Consider the following 17624-nt stretch of genomic DNA (forward strand, 5'->3'; position numbering starts at 1 on the left):
TTCTGAAAAATCAACCTTTATTGACTTATAATAGTTAATAAGGTAAAATATTAATAATACAAAACTATTAACTTTGTTTTTTGCTTGTGTCAGGAGGAAAATATTATGGAATCAGCGATACAACTAGAAAGAGAACAACAAAGAAAAAAGAAACATCCTCCAGGTTTGTACTTACTCTTCTTTACAGAAATGTGGGAAAGATTTAGTTACTATGGATTACGAGGATTATTAACATTATATTTAACGACAGCTTTAGTAAGCGGTGGTCTTGGGTTTAGTCCAGCATGGGCACTCTCCATTTACGGATTTTACACTGGCGCCTGTTATTTCACCCCTTTAATTGGTGGATACTTAACAGACCGGTTCCTAGGTAGACGAAAAGCCATCACAATTGGTGGTATCACAATGGCACTCGGTAACCTTACACTATTCGCCTTGCAAAACCAAGTCGGCCTATACCTCGGATTAGCGCTTATTATTATCGGTAATGGATTCTTCAAACCAAATATCTCTACACTTGTTGGAGAATTATACGAAGAGAACGATCCAAAACGTGATAGTGCATTTACAATTTTCTATATGGGTATTAACGTCGGTTCATTTTTAGCCCCACTCGTTTGCGGGTTTTTATCAGAAAATTTATTCAAAACGACAGTTGATGGCGTTGTGCATTACGGATTCCGTTACGGTTTCTTAGCGGCTTCAATCGGAATGATTATTGGACAAATTTTATTTACAACACTATCTAATCGCTTCCTTGGTGATATCGGTAAAAAACCATCTCGCGATTTGCAAACAGCTGCTGGACAACAGACAGTAGGAGATACACCGTTAACAAAAAAAGAAAAACAACGTACCGCAGTTATCGTCATTTTAACATGCTTTGTTGTCTTCTTCTGGGCTGGCTTTGAACAAGCTGGTAGTTCGTTAACATTGTATACAAACAAATTTGTAGACCGCTCTGTGTTCGGATGGGAAGTTCCAACATCTTGGTTCCAATCGGTCAATCCGTTATTTATTATTTTACTTGCTCCAGTCATTTCAGCATTATGGGCAAAACTTGCAACTAGAAAAAATGGTGACATGAAAATCCCAACAAAAATGGGACTTGGTATGATCCTACTCGGTATCGGTTATATCATTCTTGTTATCGCTACATTAAAAACAGGTAGTGATGAACATAACATTACAGAAAAAGCAAACTTACTATTTATCGTCTTTACGTATCTTTTCCATACGTTAGGTGAGCTATTCTTATCACCTGTCGGGCTATCAATGGTTAGTGCTCTCGCTCCAGTAAAACTTGCTTCTTTACTAATGGGTGTATGGCTAGCAAGTTCAGGTATCGCCAACATTATAGGCGGACAACTTGCAAGCTTCACAACTTCACTTGGATATGCTGAAGTATTTACAGTAATCGGAGCTGCAGCGATTATTTTAGGTTTTGTTTTATTATTAATTTCTAAGAAATTAGTGAAATGGATGGATTAAAAAAAGATGAGGAATTTTCCTCATCTTTTTTTATGCTTTCTTTCCCTTTTCTATTGCTTGTTCATACAAGCCTTTATGTTCTTTATATTCACTTGGCACGAAACTCTTATAGAAGAACGAAAGCCAGCTGTCTCCTTTTTTATATCCTTCTTCTCGAATTTCCGCTGCCTTTTTATTTGATTTAAATCCTTCAATAAACCATTCCTTTAATGTTTCATTCTTTTCATACTTAGCAGGAACTTTTAAGTCGTAGTTTTCAAATGCATATGTATATCCAGCTTTTTTCGCTGCCTTTTTAGCAGACTTATATCCCTTTTCATACGCGGTTTCATATGCTTTCACATATACATCCTTTTCGGTATTCCCAGGTTTCTTTTCAGCTAATTCTTTACCAGCCTTTTCACCAAGTTCCGCTTGTTCTTTTTCAATCTTTTCGGTTCTCTCTTTATTACCTACTTGGAAACCTTCTGCAAAGTTCACCTTAAACTCAGGAGTAATTTGACTATCATCCATTGTCTCTTGTGCTAACCCTTGCTCTTTACCTTTTTCAAAATGCGCTTTTTTCTGCTCTTCTAAAGACCAAGCTGCAGTATAAGCAGTTGTAAATGCTTGTTTATATGCATCTGGCTTTCCAGCTACATGTCCTTCTGCATTATTTTTTCCCGCTTTAAAGTCTGTCTCTCCGCTTTTTTGCCCGTCAAGCTGCCCTTTTTCCATGTCAGCTTGACGCTGGGCTTCCTCTTGCTTACGTGCCTCTTCTGCTTTTCTTTGCTCTTCGGCTACACGTTGTCTCTCTTCTTCAGCTTTGCGTTGTTCTTCTGCAACACGCTGTCTCTCTTCTTCTGCTTTACGCTGTGCTTCTGCAGCACGTTGTTTTTCTGCCTCCGCATTGCGCTGCGCTTCTGCTTGCCTTTCAGCTTCTACAGCACCATTATTATTTTGGCTAGGAGCTGGACTCGTTGCACCACTACTAGAAGCTGGTGTATTGTGATAATGATATTCCCCGTACTGCAATCCCCATTTCTCACAGTTTGTACGGCACGTATGTCCACCATTAGCATCTGTACGTCCTGGATGTGCATAAGCAGAAATTGGCGCTACCAATAACGCTACACTTGTTGTTAAAAGAAGTTTTTTTACTTGCTGTTTCACTTTTGTTCCTCCCAAAATCTAGAATCATTACTTTATTATACAAAAATAGAAAAATACTTAAATACCAACTAAAATATTCTTTTATTTCTCAATGTTGGATAAAAAAAGAAGGTTCACTCTTTAAAGAGTGAACCTTCTTTTTTCTTTATTTCTTAGCCTTTGTTCCTACTAGATCACCCGTAATAACAAAACGCTTAGAATTATCCTTAACGGATACACATGTAATAAGTGTTATCTCATCTTTCCCATGATCCTCTACAACTTCCCATTTATCAGGAGTCACTTCAGATACACCAGTAACAGTATACTCATACTCATTTGCATTGTCGTACAAATAAATTTTATCGTTCTTCTTTAAAGTTGATACATCACTAAATAAAACACCTTTTTTTGACATATTATGCCCTGCAAGCGCATAATTTCCCTGTCCCATTACTTGATTTTCTCTTACAGTTGCCGCACCTGATAATAAATTCTTTTCAGTCGACGCTTTTAAAACAGGAAGTTCTAATGAGATGCTGGGAATTGAAATACGACCGATTACTTGTTTTTTATCTAACGATGCACTCGCTACTTCTGCCAAGTCTGGTTGATTAATTTTTGAAGCATCTACAAATTCCGTGTCGTGCTTTTCATATTCCATCTTTTGAACAGCTTGTACATTCGCTGTCTGTTTCGTCTCTGCCTTATATCCATCATAAAATGGCTTTCCGATTAATACACCACCTACAACAAATAGAAGGATTGCTACTATACTATAAATTCTTTGCTTATTCATATACAATTCCTTTCCCTTACAAAATCTTACTCTATATAAAATGATAAAATAATATTGCTGTATGTACAAGTATAAGCTGAAAAGAAACCTTCTTGCCGATGCAAGAAGGTTTCTTTTCAAGCTAATTTATTTTTGTATAAGGATATGTGAAAGACTGTCACTTGAGTCAAATAAATCAAATATACAACATATAAAGGATACGCTGGAATATACAAATTTGCTACAGGTGTAAATATTAATAATCCTAGTGCACAAGGTAATACAAACCACAATGATACAAATGTTGTTCGACATGCTCTATCTGTAATATCCTTCTCACGTTCATCCTCTTGGGGAAATAATAAAGGATACAATCGCAATGATGATTTTTTATATTTCTTCTTATGCAATCTTTTAAAAAACGCTAATATGATAGCTACAATAAATAGTAATACAACAGGTGTCAAACTCATTGTTATTTTAGATGGCAAACTCTCATTTTTAATAATATCAGCAAACTGTATATAAAAATCATAAAACTCTACAAATGCCCAGCATGCCAATACACTGTAAAATAAATTTATGATATATGAAGCAATAATCCTATTCATCCTCTTCCCCCTCCTTATTTAAAACAAACACATCTTCCATCTTTAACTCGAATACATCACAAATCGTCAATGCTAGTAACAATGAAGGAACGTAATCCCCTTTTTCAATTGCAGCAATCGTTTGTCTCGTCACCCCAACCTTTTCTGCTAATACACTTTGCGAAAAATTAAAGCGAGCTCTTAATTCCTTCACCCTGTTTAAAATGGTCAATTTTACCACCTCTTACCATTATTGTATGCTAATCTTAACAAAATGTAAACTCAACTTAACATTATTTTTACAAAAAAATCCAACTTTACGTTTTGTAAAGTTGGATTTCATTTTAGTTTAAAATTGTAACTTTAACACTTCTTCTGCCCCAATTATTAGCTGTAGCTGAATCTGGCATTAATAAATCAATTATATGACCTTTAATCGCACTACCAGTATCTCCAGCAATTGCCGTCCCATAATTTTCTACATATACAGTAGAACCTAATGGAATCACAGCTGGATCTACAGCAATTAGTTTCATGTTTGGATTTGCAGTCAAATTATGTCCTAACTTAGACTTTACAATTTCACCCGGTTTATAGCCATTTTCAGATGGATCAGCTGTATAAGCAGTTGCTGTTACATAAAATTCTTTTCCACCTTGAGTTGGTTTTGGATCCGGCTTAGCTGGTGTTGTATCTTTAGCTACAGGCTCTGCCGGCTTAGCTGCCTGTTCTTCTTTTTGCTTAGCTGCTGCTGCCTTCGCTTTTGCCAACTCTTCTTGCTCAGCCTTTGCAGCTGCTTCCGCTTTTGCACGCTCTTCCGCTGCAATTCTTGCTGCTTCTTGTTCACGAGCAATTGTTTCTTGTACTGCCTTCATATTTGATTCAATTTTAGCCTTTTCTTCTGCTGCTAAATTAAGTTGGCTTGCAACCTGATTATATTTAGCTTGAACTGTTTGTAAGTTATCTTGACGTTTTTTCAAGTTATCTTGCAAATCAGCTTGTGCTTTTGCTAATTTTTGTTTATCTACTACTAAAGATGCTTCTTTTTCGTCAATCGCTTTTTTATCTTCTTCAATTTGACGAAGATCTTGTTCTTGTAGACGTAAAATTTCTTTATCTGCATCTAAAATTGTAGATACTGCGTTCATACGTTGTATGAAATCAGCAAAGTTTTTTGATTCTACAACAACTTCTACTACTAAACTCGTATTTGAGCTATTTTGAACAGAAACCATACGTTTGTTCATAATATCCTTACGAGCAAGGACTTTATCTTCTAAAACGACAATATCTGCTTTTTTTTGTTCAATCTGCTTATGTGTTTCATCGATTTTACGTTGAATAGCAGCTTGATCCTCTTTATTTTTTGCAATTGTATTATTTAAATTATGTAGTTCGTTTTCAATACCTTGAATTTCTTTACTAACAGCTTGCTTCTCTTGCTCTTTCTTCTGCATATCTGCATCGTTTTGCTGCAATTGCTGTTGCATGTTGTTAAGTTTCTCGTCGTTTGACTCTGCTTTTACAGCGACTGTACTAGAAAGAACGATAATTCCTGCTAATACTAGACTACTGATTCGCTTAAAATAGTTCATAATCCGACTCCCTTCTTATACAGTTATACATGATTTATTTTACAGTTTGTTTACAGAACCATTAAATACAGTTTATTTTTCATGACAAAAAAAAGGGAATTATGAATAAAATGTAATAGATTCTTAAATATTTAACAATTCCTATATTTAAAAAATATAAAAAATGCTAAAATCCAAATATAGAGAAAATATAACTTCTAAAGGCGGTTGAGATAAATACATGTTTACTCAAAAGAAAGCACTCCAACATAAAATTGATCAATTAGAAAATCGTATACAAGAGCTAGAAACAGAATTAAAACAAAAAGATATTGAAAACCAAGAGACTATTTCTTCCATCCACGACCGTGTACAAAGCGTTGTTCAAGAGCATCAACTTGTAAATAACCAGCACCATACACTCCAAAATTTAATTCAACAATTAAACTCATGTTTTGAAAATGTTTCAACACGTACGACACATTCAAATGAATTAAATAGTGAAATGTTACAAAAAGAACAAAGCTTAATTCAGTCTATTGAAGAAATTATCGATTGCTCTAATGAAGGAAAAGAATCCGTTCATCGCTTACTCATTGTAATTAATAAATTAGGCGAACAATCTCAACGTACTTCTAATAGTATGAATCATTTAAGCGAACGCTCTAAAGAAATTGAACAAATTGTAGAAGTGATTCAAAACATTGCAGCACAAACAAATTTACTAGCATTGAATGCAAGTATTGAAGCTGCACGTGCTGGAGAACACGGTAAAGGATTCGCTGTTGTTGCTAATGAAGTAAGAAAACTAGCAGAAAGCACAGCTGAAAGTACAAAAAATATCGGTAACTTAACGAAAAAAATTCAAGAAGAAATTGAAAAAGCATATGAAAATACAAAAGATAATTTACATTTAGTTGATGAAGGTGTAGAAATGAGCGCTGATACTAACGCTAGAATTGAAAATATTTTAATGATGATTCAAACATTACAAAGTGGCGCTACAAATGTTATTAAAGCTATCGAAAACCAAAAATCTTGTAACGATGATATATTACGAGAATTTGCAAACACTCAACAAATGTTCCAAAAATTAAATACTACTATTATGAATCATATTAATGATGCTGAAAAAGTCGATGTCCAATTATCAAAAAGTATTCAAGAAATAGTAGTTTCTCAGTAATGTAAAAAATCCCCTATGACGTAATAGGGGATTTTTACTATATTTCGAATATTATTTTCTTCTCAATATTCGCTCTCCCTTTTGTTATAATAAAAAAGTTGTTTCTTTCGACTAATACACAAGGAGGATGTTATGGAACAATTTTATTACATTTTGAAATATTTAATTCTTGGTCTATTCCAAGGACTAACAGAACCAATTCCGATTTCTTCAAGCGGTCACCTCGTTTTAGCACAGCATTTGCTAGGACTAAAAATAGAAGGGTTTAGCTTTGAGCTACTTGTTAATTCAGCTTCATTATTAGCTGTATTACTTATTTATAGAAATGACTTAATTCGTCTAACAAAGAATGGTCTATCTTATATATTCACAAGAGCAGAAGATGCAAAATCAGATTTCTTCTTTATTATTTACCTTATTATTGCAACCATTCCAGCAGGTGTAATTGGAGTTTTATTTAAAGATTATATCGACCACTATTTAAAAGGTGTTAAAATGGTTGGGATTTCCCTTCTAATTACTGCTATCGGCCTTTGGATTATTCGAAACTTGCGTGGACGTAAAAATGATGGCGACCTTTCTATGAAAGATGCAATCATTATTGGTCTAGCACAAGCTTGCGCACTAATCCCCGGTATAAGCAGATCAGGTGCTACAATCGTGGCAGCAATGTTACTTGGTATGAAGCAAGAAACAGCTCTTCGCTTCTCATTCTTACTATACATTCCTGTTAGCTTAGGTGGTTTATTGTTAAGTATTACAGACATTGCAAACGATCCAAATTTAGATACATTATTTGTACCTTATATTGTTGCTTTCATCGCAACATTTGTCATGACATATATTTCACTAAAATGGTTTATGAACATTATGGCAAAAGGAAATTTAAAATATTTCTCTTTCTACTGTATTATCGTAGGTGTGCTAACTATCATTTTCTTATAAAATGATAGTTAACACTCTTTAAAGCAAGTCATTCTATTTAGATAGGACGACTTGCTTTTTTATATTTCAATTTTAAATACGTTTCGTTATTTACTTTGAATTTTCTGAATAGTATAATATTAATTATTCTCGTTACTTCTTCTTACTATAAATAAAGTGAAACCTTACTTATCGCTCACCCATCGGCATTTTACGGGATAAAACTTCTCTCTTCTATCCTATTTTTTACTACTATCGAAAAAAGAGGTGTTCGTATGTTTATCGTTACTAAACTTATTCATATTAAATATGGCTATGAAAATGAAATGTTTCATTCGCTTAAACAGCATTCTCCATCATATGGCACACAAGGCTTTATTAACATAGAATTTTCACAAATGCATCGTATAGATAATAAAGCCGAATATATGGTTCGTATGTTATGGAAAACTCAACAAGATTATCATGAATGGCTTTCTCAAAGAAAGAATGATGAAACGTGGAAGCACCAAATACAAAATTATATCCTTTCTTCAAAATCCAATGCTGCCTATATGCAATAAGGTGAAACTTTAATCAGTGGGTGTTTTGTTCATCCCCCACTGATTATTAGCCTTCACCAATCGGGCGTTTACGGGCAGCCCGACTCCCACCTGAATTTTGAGGTGGGAGTTTTACTGCCCACAAATAGCAGGATAAAAAACCTCTTACTGCCCCATGCAGTAAGAGGTTTTACTTATGCATAAACTTTCTTTTCCTGACAATACAAGCGAATAACATGTGTATTTTTTTGAAATAAATCATGTGTTAAGCGAATAATAATAAAATTTCGTTTTGTATTATCATCATGAACAAAAATCTGTTCCCCCTCCTGAAAACGCCATGTGCTTTCAAAAGTTGTAATATGATCCCCGCTTACAGAAAAAAGCTCATATCGCATATCTAGTACCCTCTCTCAACTTATATAATCACAATATCCTTATATTAGATTTAGTATAACTTAATTTCGATAAAATTTGTAATTCTTTCTATTTCTAAATATTTTAACTTTGTTTTAAACTCCTTTTAGCGCTATAATAATAAACGAATTTTCATTAAAAGGAGCTTCATTTTGACTGCATATTTATTTCCAGTAAAAACAGCATTTATTTTATTTCCTATTTTAGCAATGTTTCTCTTAATTCCTTTTTTAATATTTAATTATCGAAAATACGGTTATTTAAATAAATGGCGCTCATTTATTTTATATTCATTATTACTCTATTTATTAAATGCCTATTTTCTTGTTATTTTACCTTTGCCGCAAACATATGACACATGTAGCCTACAACCGGCTAATACACAGCATATGCAACTCTCGCCATTTTATTTCGTACAAGAGATTAGTAATCATACATCGGCAATTTTGACGAAGCCAGCTACCTACTTCTATTTATTAAAGGAATCTGCATTTTTACAAGTCGCTTTTAACGTTCTACTAACCGTTCCATTCGGTATGTACTTACGTTATTATTTCCGACGTAGTTTCTTACAGACTATTTGTATTTCTTTTTGTCTTTCACTATTTTTCGAGCTAACACAAGTGACTGGACTATATGGTATTTATAATTGTGCATATCGCTTATTTGATATCGACGATTTGTTTTTAAATACACTAGGTGGCGTAATTGGTTTTATCATTGCACCAATATTTACGTACTTCCTTCCGAAAGCAAACGAGTTAGATAGTCGTATTGATTTGGAAACGAAACCAGTCGGATTCGTTCGTCGCCTTATCGCGATGCAAATTGATTGGATTTTCTTATCTATCGTTGTACCTGTCATTAAAAACAAAGGAAATTCTTTCTTCATTTCTAATATCCAATCTTACACAAATGTATACGAACTCATCTTCATTACATGTTCGATCTTTATTTACTTTATTATCATTCCATACTTTACGAACGGAAAAACAATTGGGAAAGCATTGCTTCGTATTTACGTGAAAGGAAAGTCAGATCGTATTACAATGAAGGAATTATTCATTCGTTACGGTATATTCTATTTCATTTTAGGTGGAATCAATTACATTCTTTCTAGTAGCTCTATTTTAAATCATACAGAGCCTTTAGTATTACTAGTTATACTGTTATTCCAATTTGTAATTAACGGGCTATTTATTATTCATGTTTTATTACATGTATTTAGCAGTGATAAATTACTATTTTACGAGCGTATTAGTCATACAAGAAATGCAATTACACTTAAAAAAGCTGACAAATAATAATTTGTCAGCTTTTTTTCATACTCGTAAATAACTTTTCTGTATAAGGGCTTAAAAACATTCCTGTTTCATCTAGTGACTTCCTCATTTTTAGAAACGAATGCAATTCTGGATATATATTTTGTAATTTTTCGTACGTTAACGTATGCATTTTCCCCCAATGTGGGCGCCCTTCATACTTTAGAAAAATTTTCTCCACTTCACCAAAATAAGCGGCATACTTCATACCTTTATACATATGAACAGCAATATACGCTGAATCTCTTCCGTACGCTGGACTGAGCCATATATCATCATCTCTCACGTAGCGGCATTCAATCGGGAAGTGTACCTTATACTTTTTCTTTTCGATAAGATTTGAAATCTCTTCTACAACAGTCCTCATATACTTTGAAGGAACACTATACTCCATTTCATAAAATGGAACTGTACGTGATGTAGCGAACACTTCATAGCTTGCGCCAATTATTTTCGTGTTCGGTACAGCCTTAGCCGATAATCGGCTTACTCCTTTACTTATAGAAGGAAACCATTTACACCCTTTAGATAACAAAGAGAACATCCTATTTTCAAGTAGCTCCACCTTTAGTTTATGCCATTTCAAATCACTTTCTTTACTCGTTGTTTCGTTTGTAAATTTCACTTGCACTTCATCTGAATAAGGAAAAACGAAAAATTCAAAATGACGATTCTTCTTATATTCTTCTAGCTTGTTCATTACAGTAGTTAATGACTGTTTTTCGCTTTCATAAACGAGAGAATACGCTGGGATAACCTTCAATTTTATCTTTACAATGATACCTAGCATTCCAAGCGACAACTGAAATGCTTTCCAATATTCGGCGTTCTCGGTTGCTGAACAGACTATACTCTCACCTGTTGATAAAACTGCCGTGATCTCTATAACTTGTGTTGATAAACTCCCAAATGTAACACCCGTCCCATGAGTCCCCGTACTAATCGCTCCTGCAATAGATTGTGAATCAATATCTCCTAAATTTTCTTGCGCATAACCTTTTTCCTGAAGTAACTTCCCTAAATCATGTAACTTTGTTCCCGCCCACACTTCGGCAACCATCTTCTCTGCATCAATATTTGCAATGCCCTTCAATTCATCTAAAGAAACTAAAATTTCTTTCGTTTGCACAAGAGGTGTAAAAGAATGCCCTGAACCGACAACACGAATTTTCTTTCCTTTTTTTCGTGCAAGCCCCACAACTCCTACTACATCTTGTATACTTTTTGGATACATCGTATAATGCGGTGTTCCTTCTACATTCCCTGTCCAATTTTTCCATTTTTGTCCCTTTATAGAAAGCATTGTCCATCCCCCCGATATGTTGAATACTCTCCAACGATTTCCCCTTGTTTAATGCGATACAAAACTGGAAAACGCTCACATAACTCTCCAGCTTTACTATGACGAAACAAGATAGAATCTCCTATATCCACTCGTTCCTCACCGTTATAAAAAATTGGCGTTTGCACTTCACCAGCACCTTCTAAAACTAATAGTTTTGCACCACCCGGTCGCCAAACCACAGGCTCTTTATCTTTACCAACTGCACCTGAGGCAATATATCCGCCACCTAGGCAAGTATAAATAAAAGGAGCCGGTTTACGTACAACTGGTAAAGCAAATCCGGCAGCTGGCTGAAATTTTACTTCTTTATAATAGTCAAACAGTTTAGGAGAGTAAAAGGCGGATCCTACAGTAATCTCCGTAACTGAGTTATCTTGCTCAGTTGTTTTTATACTTCCTGTTCCTCCCCCATTTACAAGTCTTAGTTCAATACCAAGGTTTTGTATTTCTTTTACGATACGTCCTCTTCTTTCTTTAACCTCTAACACTGATTTCTTCTTTAAATACGAAACAACTTTACTTTTCATCCATTGATTCGGTATATGATCCCCCACCCCGGCAATTTGAGCTTCATATCCCATTACACCATCTAGTATTAAATATGATGAGCCCTTCACCTTTTCTACTATTTTCAAAGCGCTCTGCACATCTTTTACCGGGGATCTTTTTACACCAAAATGAAATTTCAAAAAACGACTACTCATATCAATATCCAAACAAACGCGAAAACAGCCTTTAGACTTCTCAGCAATTTTTTCTAAATAAGTAATATGGTCTTCACAATCCACCATACAAGTTATGATGTGTCCTTGCTTTGTTAGCAAACTAATTTCATGTAAAGCTCTTTCATCATAAACAGGATATCCGAGCAATAAATCATTAAATCCTTGTTCAATTAAAAACAAAACTTCTCTAGGAGAAAAACACATAATACCTTGAAACTGATTATTTGCAGCTAAAATCTTTTTCATAATTGGAACGGAGCGTAATGATTTACTCGCTATACGAATCTTCTTATCTCCACTTAACTCTATAATCGATTGAATATTTCTATCTAAAGCCACTTCATCCAAAAATGCACACGGTAATGGAACTTCTTTAAAAATTCCTCGATCCACATTTTTCTCTCCTCTTCTATATATGTCTTATACATATTGGAAAGAAAGAGTGATTTTCCTGTTTTCAAATAAAAAAAGTTTCTTCTTCACGAAGAAACTTTTTTAAGACTACTTCATAGAAATAGTCGCCTCTACTGGATAATGATCAGAGTAATCATTATACGTATATTTTTTGAGCCATGATGTAACAGTCCATTGTGAAGATTTCGGCTGTAACACTTTATTTTCTATATACGATGGATTCGCATGATCCTTACTTGCAATAATATAATCTAAATACTCGGCCGGGCTATCGGGGAAATTGTATTCTGCAATACTGTTTGTCGTCGCATCCCAGGTCGCTGTATGTCCAGTATAAGATGGAATAGAAGCATGTAATGTTTTAAACATGGATGCATACTCTGAATCACTATTGTTCTCTGCGTTTATTTTATTCACGTTCATATCCCCACCAATTAACACATACTCGTTATTTGGTATATTTTTATTTTGAATAAACTCTTGCATTTCTTGTAGCTGTTTTGTACGTACAGATGCAGGTGAAGTTTTTCCGCACATACTATCTTCAGCCTGTAAATGCGTCCCAATTACATGAACGAAACTATCATTTTTCTTAATTTTTGTGTATACAAATCCTTTATTTGATAAGTTATCTGGTCCGCATCCTTTTTCAAATACATATTGAATCTTTTCAACGATTGGCCATTTACTCACGATCGCAACGCCCCCATCTTCAGGAGTCGAAGATGAATAGTTCCCTAATGTTTTATCCCATTCGTTTCCACTACTACGACCTAATACCGCCGTTTGATTTGGATATTCTCTCTTCAAATTTCCTAACAAACGATCTGAGGCACTATTATCAAACACCTCATTTAATATAACAACGTCCTGATTCTTTATATAATCTGCCGCTCCAATTAAATTAGCACGCTCATTTTGTCCCCAGTTCGGATATAAGTTTGTTGATAGCATGTACACATTATGCGTCATCACTTTTAATGTATTATTTTGATTTATAGACGTTTCTGCTTGAGCCGAAGATCCGCTATATAAAGCTCCTAAACCAATCCCAAAGCTAAGTACACCTTTTAGCAATTTACCTTTCACGTTTCATACCTCCATGTACTGTATAGTGTAAAAAGGCCAAATACTCTATTCTGAGATTTGACCTTTTTCAAATACTTAACGATTTCCGTACGTATCAAACCAAAGCTGGATGTATCCAGCAGTAACACGTTGTGCATCCATTAAACGCTTACCTGTCATTGGTGTAACTTCAGCGCGCCATTTATCTGCGTAGTCTTGCGATACAGCTGCTTTTACGAACCAATCTTTCGTATTATCATTTACAATACCAGAGTAATCTTGTTTCGCAGCTACTGCCGCTCCGTGAATCCAATCTTCTGGATTTGTACCTTTCCAGTTCCAATATCCATTTCCATCCGTTACTTTATAATTATCTTTTATCGTATCTACAAAGTTTTCATATTTAGAATGGAATCCTTGTGGATACGAAAGATTTGTAAAGTTTGCCGCATGCATCGGTTGATTTACATCTCCTAAATAATGAAGAGATAATCCTAAATAGAAGAATGCTTGTTTCATATCTTTATTTTTGTATGACTCACCAGCTAGTTTGAAATATTTAGCACCTGTTTCCTTTGCCTGCTTTGCAAATGGAATATAAGTCTTCCCATTGTCTGGGTCATAGAAGTGTGAAGCAAATGTGCTATTATCATAATAAGGATTTTCATAGTCAGCAGCATAAATACCGTTCTCTAACTCCGTACGCCATTCATTTAATAGTGCAACTTGATCTTGTTTTACAAGTGTCGTATTACGAGACATAATATCCATTGCACGGTTTACAATCCATAAATGAGAGTTTACACCTTCTTTATGTTTATCTTCAGCAGACCAGCGTGGAATAACTCCAACTCTCTGTCCTCCATCATTTTCATGAGCAAACGCAACGCTTTGTAATGGCGCTACTAACGTAATAGCTGCTGCTAAAGCAAGAACTTTCTTTTTCATCTGAAATCCTCCATTTTATAATTGAATTATTGTTCATATTTTGTTAGGATCCTATGATGTCTTCCGGTTAACCTATGACTAGAATATCCCACCTTTCACAAAATTTCTATCAATAAATTAAAATATGCAAATGTTCATATCACTATAACTTTATACATAGTGAACTTAATGAATGAATACACTTACATTGTAATAAAGTATTGTTAAGCTACTGCAAATACTTGTCTAAATTAATGTAAAAAAAGAGTAAAGCGATTAACCGCTTTACTCTTTTTTTCTTTTCGATAATATACTTGGCAGTTGCACATTAACTGCTAATTTATGAATAAATCCAAACACTAATCCAATCCCGATAAATATGTATAAGATCGTAAATACCTTTCCAAAATCAGTTTGCGGACTAAAATTCCCATCACCGACAGTCGTCAACGTGACCACACTAAAATATAAAGCGTCAAGAGGACGTAATCCTTCAACTGTACTATAAAAAATCGTCCCCGATGTTAATGTCAAAATTGTTAATACGAATAACACTTGAAACTCTTTATCTTTCCATGCTCGTAAACAGGCTCTTAACATCCGTTTCAATGTCAACATAAATGAAAGCATTGGACTTCCCCTTCCAAACAAAAATACCTTTAGTTAAAGGAAAGTCTATCACTTTTCAGTATAGAAAAAAAGTAGCCCTTTTCTATTTCTAGAAAAGGGCTACTTTCTTCTATTATATATTATTTAGGTGAAACAAGAATTTTCACTTGTTTTTTATCTTTTACAAGTGCTTCAAAGCCTTCTTCAACAACTTGGTCCACTGTAATTTTTTTCGTAATTAATTTCTCTGCTTGAATTTGACCAGAGCTAATTAATTTAATAACAGCTGGGAATATATGACGATATCCAAGAATACCGATAACTTCTTTTTCTTTTAATACAAGGTTGTTCGGAGTAATTGTCGCATCTTTTTCCCACACACTAACAATTACAGTTTGGCCTTCAAAGCTTGTACTTTCAATTGCTTGACGAAGTACAACTTCAACACCTGTTACTTCAAAGCTAACATTTACACCTAAACCATTTGTTAAGTTGCGAATTTCTGCTAGTACATCTTGAGTTGCTGGATTTAATACGTAATCAGCACCTGCTAATTTAGCTAGCTCTTGACGTTCTTTAGAAAGTTCCACTGCGATAACAGGAGTTGCTCCTGCTGCTTTTGCTGCTTGGATTACAAGAAGCCCAATCGGACCACAACCAAATACAGCTACAGCTTCACCCTCTTTTAATTTACTTTGACGTACTGCATGAACTGCTACTGCTGCTGGTTCTACAAGCGCACCTTGTTCATACGTCATTTCATCTGGAATATGATGAACCATATCTTCTGGTACTACTGTATATTCAGAGAAACCACCGCCGTCTCCACCAAGACCGTGGAAAACAAGTTGTTCACAAACATTGTAATGTCCATGTTTACAAGCTTCACATTTACCACAAGAATAAATTGGTTCTACAACAACGCGGTCTCCCACTTTATGAGATGTAACTCCTTCACCAATTTCTACTACCTCACCACTAAACTCATGACCTAAAATAACCGGTGCTTTTACGTGTGTTAATGGATGTTCTTCTGTTGGAATAAAAATAGGACCTGCTAAATATTCATGCAGGTCTGTCCCGCAGATACCACACCATTTAACTTTAATTTTCACTGCTCCTGGTCTTACAGTTGGTTCTGGTACTTCTTCTACTCGTACATCATGTTGATTATGCCAAAGTAATGCCTTCATTTTATACATCCCTCTCTATGTATATACTTAACCTGGTGAAGTTTACAAATCTATTATAATACTTTTATCCATATATTTCAAAAAACAATCTCGTTTTCACTAATTTTTAACAAATAACGTTCAATATTTTGTCACTTTGTACTTTTTTCCACATCTGTTAATTCAATTTCATTGCGGTTGAAATTAGCATTATGCCATAATAGCATAGGAGAGGTGAATATCGCTTGAAATATTTTATTTACTTTATTGTTATCGTAGCGTTTTTAGATACATTTTCACAATTACCTATTATGAGTACTTTCGCTCAAAGCCTTGGAGGAACCCCTCTTGTTATCGGGCTAGTTGTCGGTATGTACTCATTCGCTAATATGATCGGTAATATTATTGCTGGAGCCGCTGTTGATAAATTTGGTGCAAAAAAAATCCTTTATATAAGCATGGGAATTACGAGTTTCATAGTCTTGTTATACACCGTTGTTCAAAGTGGTGAACAACTATTAGTTGTGCGCTTTATGCACGGTTTTAGTGACGGATTTTTAATTCCTGCTGCCTTTACGTTTTTATCAAAACAAACAAATTCAGCAAGGCAAGGTAAGGCAATGGCTCTATCTGGTGCTGCTGTTGGAACAGCGGCAATCGTAGGACCTGCTTTCAGCGGCATTATGAAAGCAACAGCTGGTATAGAGTGGGTGTTCATTACCATTTCTATTTTAATGGTCCTTGGTACAATCGTATCTCTATTCTTCCTACCAAATAACGTATCAAGAAAAGATACATCAAGAACACAAATGATGAACAAAGAAGATATGATTGAACTATTGAGATCTGAGCCTTTATTACAAGCATATATTGGTGCTTTCACACTAATGTTTTCACAAGGGATTGTCACTTATATGTTACCAGTAAAAGTTGAGGCGTTAGCACTTAAAGCATCTACAACAGGCATGATGTTAAGTGTATTCGGAATTACCGCTATCCTCTTCTTCTTACTGCCAACAAATCGTATTTACGATCGATTTAATCGTTCAAAACTAATGCTAATTGGGATTACAGTAATGGCATTAGCGTTATCTTTACTTGGATTATTCGCAACAAAAGGTATGCTCTTTATCGTTATGATGATTTATGGCATTGGATTCGCTATCCTCTTCCCATCGATAAATGCATTACTTGTTGAAAATACGACAGATGATAAACGCGGAAAAGCATTCGGATTGTTTTATGCTTTCTTCTCATTAGGAGTTGTTGCTGGATCCTTTACAGTTGGTGCAATCGGGGCATCCCCTAGCGTCAGCTTCGTTATCGGAACTGCATTCTTATTAACATTTGCCGGTATGATTTACGTAAGAAGCAAAGTAAAAAAGACAATGATGGGGTAACTCCATCAT

Annotated in this window: 17 protein-coding genes and 1 pseudogene; 6 read left to right on the plus strand and 12 right to left on the minus strand. The window is 34.8% G+C overall.

Features of this window, described 5'->3' with window-relative positions; all coding sequences use genetic code 11:
* The first annotated feature begins 105 nt into the window (after nt 1–105).
* Nucleotides 106–1491, plus strand: coding sequence for a peptide MFS transporter (locus QCI75_RS23375; RefSeq protein WP_353761262.1), 1386 nt, complete (start codon nt 106–108; stop codon nt 1489–1491).
* Nucleotides 1492–1521: 30 nt separating this feature from the next.
* On the opposite strand, the gene QCI75_RS23380 is transcribed toward QCI75_RS23375, so the two are convergent.
* The 5 genes from QCI75_RS23380 to QCI75_RS23400 all read right to left on the minus strand — a co-directional run bounded on the left by QCI75_RS23380 (nt 1522) and on the right by QCI75_RS23400 (nt 5585).
* A complete protein-coding gene (locus QCI75_RS23380) occupies nt 1522–2643 on the minus strand; it encodes a YHYH domain-containing protein (RefSeq protein WP_353761263.1) in 1122 nt (373 codons plus the stop codon).
* A 145-nt stretch (nt 2644–2788) separates the two neighbouring features.
* The gene (locus QCI75_RS23385; protein ID WP_131231995.1) at nt 2789–3421 is read right to left on the minus strand and encodes a class A sortase; all 633 of its coding nucleotides are present in this window, start codon (nt 3419–3421) and stop codon (nt 2789–2791) included.
* Nucleotides 3422–3537: 116 nt separating this feature from the next.
* Entirely contained in the window at nt 3538–4011 is a 474-nt protein-coding gene (locus QCI75_RS23390) for a DUF2178 domain-containing protein (protein ID WP_144508751.1), read from the minus strand.
* A complete protein-coding gene (locus QCI75_RS23395) occupies nt 4004–4222 on the minus strand; it encodes a helix-turn-helix transcriptional regulator (protein ID WP_000154009.1) in 219 nt (72 codons plus the stop codon). Before QCI75_RS23395 ends, QCI75_RS23390 begins: the two co-directional genes overlap by 8 nt.
* Before the next feature lie 112 nt (nt 4223–4334).
* Complete coding sequence (locus QCI75_RS23400; protein WP_144508752.1) at nt 4335–5585, minus strand: 3D domain-containing protein; 1251 nt, start codon at nt 5583–5585, stop codon at nt 4335–4337.
* 661 nt (nt 5586–6246) lie between these two features.
* On the opposite strand from QCI75_RS23400, the pseudogene QCI75_RS30575 reads away from it, so the two are divergent.
* From QCI75_RS30575 to QCI75_RS23415, 3 genes and pseudogenes are all read left to right on the plus strand, one after another.
* A pseudogene (locus QCI75_RS30575) lies at nt 6247–6750 on the plus strand (methyl-accepting chemotaxis protein); the annotation flags it as partial.
* A 132-nt stretch (nt 6751–6882) separates the two neighbouring features.
* Entirely contained in the window at nt 6883–7695 is an 813-nt protein-coding gene (locus QCI75_RS23410) for an undecaprenyl-diphosphate phosphatase (RefSeq protein ID WP_098777490.1), read from the plus strand.
* Nucleotides 7696–7949: 254 nt separating this feature from the next.
* On the plus strand, nt 7950–8237 hold the full coding sequence (locus QCI75_RS23415) for an antibiotic biosynthesis monooxygenase family protein (protein WP_144508754.1): 288 nt from the start codon (nt 7950–7952) through the stop codon (nt 8235–8237).
* Between the two features lie 173 nt (nt 8238–8410).
* Here the strand turns inward: QCI75_RS23415 and QCI75_RS23420 are convergent, their stop codons facing one another.
* The gene (locus QCI75_RS23420; RefSeq protein ID WP_016103553.1) at nt 8411–8614 is read right to left on the minus strand and encodes a hypothetical protein; all 204 of its coding nucleotides are present in this window, start codon (nt 8612–8614) and stop codon (nt 8411–8413) included.
* Nucleotides 8615–8785: 171 nt separating this feature from the next.
* Here QCI75_RS23420 and QCI75_RS23425 point away from each other — a divergent pair, with 171 nt between their 5' ends.
* On the plus strand, nt 8786–9937 hold the full coding sequence (locus QCI75_RS23425) for a VanZ family protein (protein WP_353761264.1): 1152 nt from the start codon (nt 8786–8788) through the stop codon (nt 9935–9937).
* Between the two features lie 7 nt (nt 9938–9944).
* Here QCI75_RS23425 and QCI75_RS23430 read toward each other — a convergent pair whose 3' ends face one another.
* The 6 genes from QCI75_RS23430 to bdhA form a co-directional block, all read right to left on the minus strand.
* Entirely contained in the window at nt 9945–11258 is a 1314-nt protein-coding gene (locus tag QCI75_RS23430; RefSeq protein ID WP_353761265.1) for a D-arabinono-1,4-lactone oxidase, read from the minus strand.
* Nucleotides 11246–12418 carry an amino acid deaminase/aldolase gene (locus QCI75_RS23435; RefSeq protein ID WP_353761266.1) on the minus strand — a complete coding sequence of 391 codons (1173 nt, stop codon included), beginning with the start codon at nt 12416–12418 and terminating at the stop codon, nt 11246–11248. The genes QCI75_RS23430 and QCI75_RS23435 overlap by 13 nt, the downstream gene beginning before the upstream one ends.
* Nucleotides 12419–12526: 108 nt before the next feature.
* Nucleotides 12527–13528: a sphingomyelinase C gene (gene sph, locus QCI75_RS23440; protein ID WP_144508594.1), complete on the minus strand. Its 1002-nt coding sequence runs from the start codon at nt 13526–13528 to the stop codon at nt 12527–12529.
* A gap of 75 nt (nt 13529–13603) precedes the next feature.
* The gene (gene cerA, locus QCI75_RS23445) at nt 13604–14455 is read right to left on the minus strand and encodes a phospholipase CerA (RefSeq protein ID WP_144508595.1); all 852 of its coding nucleotides are present in this window, start codon (nt 14453–14455) and stop codon (nt 13604–13606) included.
* A gap of 264 nt (nt 14456–14719) precedes the next feature.
* Nucleotides 14720–15064 carry a potassium channel family protein gene (locus QCI75_RS23450; RefSeq protein ID WP_002114144.1) on the minus strand — a complete coding sequence of 115 codons (345 nt, stop codon included), beginning with the start codon at nt 15062–15064 and terminating at the stop codon, nt 14720–14722.
* A gap of 119 nt (nt 15065–15183) precedes the next feature.
* The gene (gene bdhA, locus QCI75_RS23455) at nt 15184–16236 is read right to left on the minus strand and encodes a (R,R)-butanediol dehydrogenase (protein WP_002114142.1); all 1053 of its coding nucleotides are present in this window, start codon (nt 16234–16236) and stop codon (nt 15184–15186) included.
* A 224-nt stretch (nt 16237–16460) separates the two neighbouring features.
* Between bdhA and QCI75_RS23460 the strand changes: the two genes are divergently transcribed.
* Nucleotides 16461–17615 (plus strand): MFS transporter, encoded by a 1155-nt coding sequence (locus QCI75_RS23460; protein WP_353761267.1) that lies wholly within the window; start codon nt 16461–16463, stop codon nt 17613–17615.
* The last annotated feature ends 9 nt before the right edge of the window (nt 17616–17624 follow it).

Origin of the sequence: Bacillus cereus group sp. RP43 (assembly GCF_040459645.1) — a bacterium.
Classification (GTDB): domain Bacteria; phylum Bacillota; class Bacilli; order Bacillales; family Bacillaceae_G; genus Bacillus_A; species Bacillus_A mycoides_C.

Bases quoted from the DNA above. Each gene is read 5' to 3' on its own strand.
- QCI75_RS23375 (WP_353761262.1), top strand. From the start codon at position 106: ATGGAATCAGCGATACAACTAGAAAGAGAACAACAAAGAAAAAAGAAA.
- QCI75_RS23385 (WP_131231995.1), bottom strand. From the start codon at position 3,421: ATGAATAAGCAAAGAATTTATAGTATAGTAGCAATCCTTCTATTTGTT.
- QCI75_RS23390 (WP_144508751.1), bottom strand. From the start codon at position 4,011: ATGAATAGGATTATTGCTTCATATATCATAAATTTATTTTACAGTGTA.
- QCI75_RS23400 (WP_144508752.1), bottom strand. From the start codon at position 5,585: ATGAACTATTTTAAGCGAATCAGTAGTCTAGTATTAGCAGGAATTATC.
- QCI75_RS23410 (WP_098777490.1), top strand. From the start codon at position 6,883: ATGGAACAATTTTATTACATTTTGAAATATTTAATTCTTGGTCTATTC.
- QCI75_RS23415 (WP_144508754.1), top strand. From the start codon at position 7,950: ATGTTTATCGTTACTAAACTTATTCATATTAAATATGGCTATGAAAAT.
- QCI75_RS23420 (WP_016103553.1), bottom strand. From the start codon at position 8,614: ATGCGATATGAGCTTTTTTCTGTAAGCGGGGATCATATTACAACTTTT.
- QCI75_RS23430 (WP_353761265.1), bottom strand. From the start codon at position 11,258: ATGCTTTCTATAAAGGGACAAAAATGGAAAAATTGGACAGGGAATGTA.
- cerA (WP_144508595.1), bottom strand. From the start codon at position 14,455: ATGAAAAAGAAAGTTCTTGCTTTAGCAGCAGCTATTACGTTAGTAGCG.
- QCI75_RS23450 (WP_002114144.1), bottom strand. From the start codon at position 15,064: ATGCTTTCATTTATGTTGACATTGAAACGGATGTTAAGAGCCTGTTTA.
- bdhA (WP_002114142.1), bottom strand. From the start codon at position 16,236: ATGAAGGCATTACTTTGGCATAATCAACATGATGTACGAGTAGAAGAA.